Origin of the sequence: Halomonas sp. BC2, assembly GCF_002078115.1 — a bacterium.
GTDB lineage: Bacteria > Pseudomonadota > Gammaproteobacteria > Pseudomonadales > Halomonadaceae > Vreelandella > Vreelandella stevensii.
In genome coordinates this window covers 147,515-152,183 of sequence record NZ_LFGT01000004.1, presented here as the reverse complement: position 1 = coordinate 152,183, position 4,669 = coordinate 147,515, and the positions used below count along the sequence as shown (strand labels likewise).

4 protein-coding genes are annotated in these 4,669 nt (G+C 58.1%); all 4 read left to right on the top strand.

Going from position 1 to position 4,669, the window contains the following annotated elements; all coding sequences use genetic code 11:
- Positions 1-644: MBL fold metallo-hydrolase (locus tag B7L71_RS03330; RefSeq protein ID WP_081135988.1), on the top strand; the 644-nt coding region annotated here is incomplete at its 5' end.
- Between the two features lie 11 nt (positions 645-655).
- Positions 656-2,461 carry an alpha/beta hydrolase family protein gene (locus B7L71_RS03325; protein WP_081135986.1) on the top strand — a complete coding sequence of 602 codons (1,806 nt, stop codon included), beginning with the start codon at positions 656-658 and terminating at the stop codon, positions 2,459-2,461.
- A gap of 136 nt (positions 2,462-2,597) precedes the next feature.
- A complete protein-coding gene (gene ercA / locus B7L71_RS03320; protein ID WP_081135984.1) occupies positions 2,598-3,761 on the top strand; it encodes an alcohol dehydrogenase-like regulatory protein ErcA in 1,164 nt (387 codons plus the stop codon).
- A partial coding sequence (locus B7L71_RS03315) for a PAS domain-containing sensor histidine kinase (protein ID WP_283160396.1) occupies positions 3,758-4,669 on the top strand: 912 nt, incomplete at its 3' end. The genes ercA and B7L71_RS03315, both read left to right, overlap by 4 nt.

Sequence of the window (4,669 nt, the reverse complement as noted above, 5' to 3'; positions counted from 1 at the left end):
CTACCCACCACCACCCCGATCACTTTTTCGGCAATGCCGCCTTTGACAAGGCACAGCACCTCACTCTGGCCACGACCCGCGACCTGATGGCTCGCGACACAGACGCGCTGATCGACAACGTCGAGCGGCTGACCGGGCGCAGCTTGGAACGCTCGTCTGTTGCCCTACCCGAGGTGATTGAGGCCGGTGACATAACGCTGGGCAGCTACCCACTCACCCTATATGCCATGAGCGGCCATAGCGGGGGGGATCTGGTGATTATGGATCACGCCACCGGCGTGCTGTTTTTGGGTGACATGGGCTTCTACCAACGCGCTGCCGCTACCGCTCACACCCCTGGCCTTCAACAGTGGCTGGAAGAACTGAGCGACCTCAGCGCGCTCGACGCCAGAATCGCGGTGCCCGGCCATGGCCCCAGCGCTCCCCCCGCAACGATCATTGACCAAACCATTGATTACCTTGAATGGCTAGACCAGCGCCTCAGCGACGTGGCTAGCGAAGGGTTGGGGGCCAATCACGCCTTGGCTGGTGAATTACCTGACACGTTTAGCACCATCGCACTCGCCGAATACGAGTTTACCCGCAGCGTGATGCAGCTTTACCCACGCTATGAAGCACGGCTGCTGTGGGGCGCCCCACACTAAGGAGCACGCCTATGCGACTTACCCTAGCGGATGCCGCCGAGCCCTGCGACACCCTGAACGAACTGCATAGCGACACCGAGACGGTTTACTGGCTGGCTCGCTGCCCGCAAACGGGCGACATGCAGCTTTGGCAGTGGCGAGCTAACAGCAATGAGCCGCCGCACTGTGTAATAGAAGAGGCGGTGGGTAGCCGCGTGAACCAGTACGGCGGCGGCAGCTACACGCCACTGCTAGGGGGCGTCGTATGGGTGCGCCAGCACGACCAGGCCATCATGCAGCTCCGCCACCACGGTAAAAGCTACTGCTGGCAACAGCGCCCGCAAACCGCCTACGGTGGGCTGTGCGCTGACCCTAAGCGCCACCGTGTATTAGCGGTTGAGGAAGATGCCCGCGGTCAGCGGCTGGTCGCCGTCACTGATAGCGATCGGCAGGTATTGGCAGAAAGCATCGACTTCTACGGCGCGCCGATAATAAGCGACGATGGTAACTATCTAGCGTGGGTGAGCTGGTCACTGCCTTATATGCCCTGGCAGCGCAGCCAGTTGCACCTCGCACAGGTGGCGGCTAACGGCGCGCTACAGGCCTTTGATAGCTGGGACTTTGGCACAGCAATTAGCCAGCCACAGTTTGGCCCGCACAACGCGCTGATCTGCATGAGCGATCATGCTGGCTGGTGGCAACCCTGGCAGGTTAATCTGGCCTCCCCCATGTGTCTGAGCAGCGCCCCCGTTGATCACATCACCACGCCATGGCAACTGGGTGAGCGCCAGCACGCTTGGCGAGACAATCTGCAGATTTACTGCCAACTACACCAGGGTGCAGCGCAGCTATACCGCCGTACCGGCGAGCAGGTGGAAGCACTGCTACCCGACCCCGGCCGCGTGGCAAGCATCACGCTGGCACAACACGGCGATTACGCCATAGTACAAAGCGCCACCAGCGGCGCCCAGCTTATACGGTTCAACGAAAATGGCTCACGCAGATACTTAGTGGGTAACGTCGTGGGTAACGCACACTCAGTGGATAGCACAAACTCAACGGGTAGCGTAATCGCAAAAGCACCTGCCACCGCCCAGTGGCTTGAAGCGCCGGTGGGTAATAAAGGCGAAACGGTTCACGGCTTTTTCTACTCAGCCTCAGCCAACCGCGCTGCGCCAATGATTGTGCGCGTTCACGGCGGGCCAACCGCCGCCACCTATCCCATCTACGACCCGCTGGTGGCCTATTGGCAGCAGCAGGGCTTTCACGTTTTAGATATCAACCCCCGTGGCAGCGGCAACTTTGGTCGCCGCTACCGTGAAGGGTTAGCCGGCCAGTGGGGCGTCAGCGATACCGAGGATGTGATTGCCCTGGTAAACGCCGTCTGCGCACGCTTTGCGATTGACACAGCGCGCTGCTTTATTCGCGGCCAAAGCGCTGGTGGATTTACCGCCCTCAATGCCCTAGCGGCCACGCCACTGTTTGCTGCGGCCACCAGCCTGTACGGTGTCACCAATGCGCTCACCCTAGCGGCACAAACGCACCGCTTTGAGTCCGGCTATCTGGGCTGGCTAATCGGCGATGACGCCCTGCTAGCTCAGCGCAGCCCTGCCTCTCAGATCAGCCTGTGCACAAGACCTATTCAGGCGCTGTTTATTCAAGGTGGCAAAGACGCGGTGGTGGTACCGGAGCAGACACACGCCATGGCGCGACATATTGAGCAGCATGGTGGCGAAGCACAAACACTGCTGTTTGATAACGAATACCATGGTATTCGACACCCTAAAGCCCGAAGAACCATGCTGGCCCGCGAGCTGGCCTTTTATCAGCATTTTTAATCACGTTTTAACAATATTTCTAATCGCACGTACATCAACAGCGTGCTTTATACCCCGCGACAGCACCAAGGTCGTAGCGCAACAACCCCCTAAGGTGCTTAAGATAATGGTTAATAACTATAAACGAGACCGCCCCATGACATCGCCGCTCACGCAACTTCGTAAGTTTGTCGCTCCTGAAATTATTTTTGGCAACGGTGCACGCCACGCTGCAGGCAACTATGTCACCACCTTCGGCGCAGAAAAGGTGCTACTGGTCTCTGACCCCGGCGTGCTGCTGGCGGGTTGGGTCGCCGATATTGAAGCCAAGTTGCTGGAAGCCAACATTGCCGTTGAGCGCTTTACCGCCGTATCGCCCAATCCACGGGTCGATGAGATTATGGCCGGCGCTGAGATTTACCGTGAAACCGGCTGCAAAGCGATTGTGGCGATAGGCGGTGGCAGCCCGATGGACTGCGCCAAGGGGATTGGTATCGTCACGGCCCACGGCGGGCATATTCTCGATTTTGAAGGCGTTGATACGATTCGCGTGCCGATTCCTCCGCTGATTTTTATTCCTTCAACGGCGGGCACCTCGGCGGATATTTCCCAGTTTGCGATTATTTCTGATCAGCAGCGGCGCATGAAATTCTCGATTATCAGCAAGGCCGTCGTGCCGGATGTATCGCTGATCGATCCTGAAGTCACTATGACCATGTCGCCCTACCTGACCGCTTGTACCGGGGTCGACGCGTTAGTGCATGCCATTGAAGCGTTCGTTTCAACCGGCAGCGGCCCGCTCACCGACACTCACGCCTTGGAAGCCATGCGGTTGATCAGCAGCCATCTTGAGGCGCTGGTGGCGAACCCTACCGATGGCGAGCTGCGCGCCCAGGTAATGCTGGGCAGCATGCAAGCGGGCTTGGCGTTCTCAAACGCTATTTTGGGCGCAGTACACGCGATGTCGCATAGTTTGGGCGGCTTCTTGGATCTCCCCCACGGTTTATGCAACGCTATGCTATTAGAGCATGTGGTGGCTTATAACTATGATGCCGCCCCCGATCGTTTTAAGCGGGTCGCCGAAGCCGTGGGTATCGACTGCCGAGGGCTGTCACAGCAGCAGATCAAAAAAGCGCTGCTCCGGTACTTAGTCGATTTAAAACATGCGGTTGGATTGGGCGGAACCCTAGGGATAATGGGTGTCTCACGCAGCGATGTGCCGTTTCTCACCAACCATGCGCTGGGCGATCCCTGCATTCTGACTAACCCTCGTCGCTCCAACTCACGTGACGTGGCGGTGGTCTACGAAGAGGCCCTATGAAAAAAGCTAGCGACCCCTCGGGCTTTTCGGTCAGCGACCTGCTCGGGCTAGGTCAGCAGTCAGCGCGTAAAAGCTACTATCGCGAGCTTTCCTTGCGTTTAGAAGAGCTGGAAGTTGAGCGCAACCGCTATAAGTGGCTATTTGAAAACGCACTACACGGTATTTTTCAGGCGTCGCTTTCCGGCAAGCTGCGCGCCGCCAACCCGGCGCTTGCCGCCATGCTCGACGATCCCTGCGTGACGCATACGTTAGAGCGCTGCGCGCGCTTTGATGCTCTATTTGTCAGCCGCACAACTGGCCAGCAGCTGCGCGACCTACTGCTCTCCCACGGCCACGTAACGGGCCATACCACCTTGCTGCAGGCAGCCTCTGGCCGCCAGGTGCCTGTTGCTATTACGCTGACAAAAAAGCCCGCCGAGCTGGCTGGAGACGAAGACCTAATTGAAGGTTTTGTTGCCGATATTACCGAGCGTGAACGCGCCCGCCAGCATTTAGAGACGCTCAACGCCCATTTGGAAGCGCGGGTTGCTGACCGCACCCAAGCGCTTGAACGACTCAACGAGGAGCTTAGAAACGCCCGTGATGCCGCTGAGTTTGCGAACCAGAGTAAAGGCCGCTATCTAGCCGCCGCTAGCCATGACCTGCTGCAACCTATGAATGCAGCACGTTTGTTAGTAGCGTCACTACAGGAGCGGCTGATTAACAGCGATAATTTAGCCCTGGTTGAGAGCGTTCAAAACTCGCTGGAAGGTGCCGAAGCGATACTTTCCGATCTGCTTGATATCTCCCGCCTGGACCATGGTCAGGTGCAGCCTCAGCTGCGCCACTTTAAGCTCGACGATATCCTCAGCAACTTGGCTGATGAATTTACCCCGGTGGCGCAACGTAAAGGGCTAACGTTGCGCTAT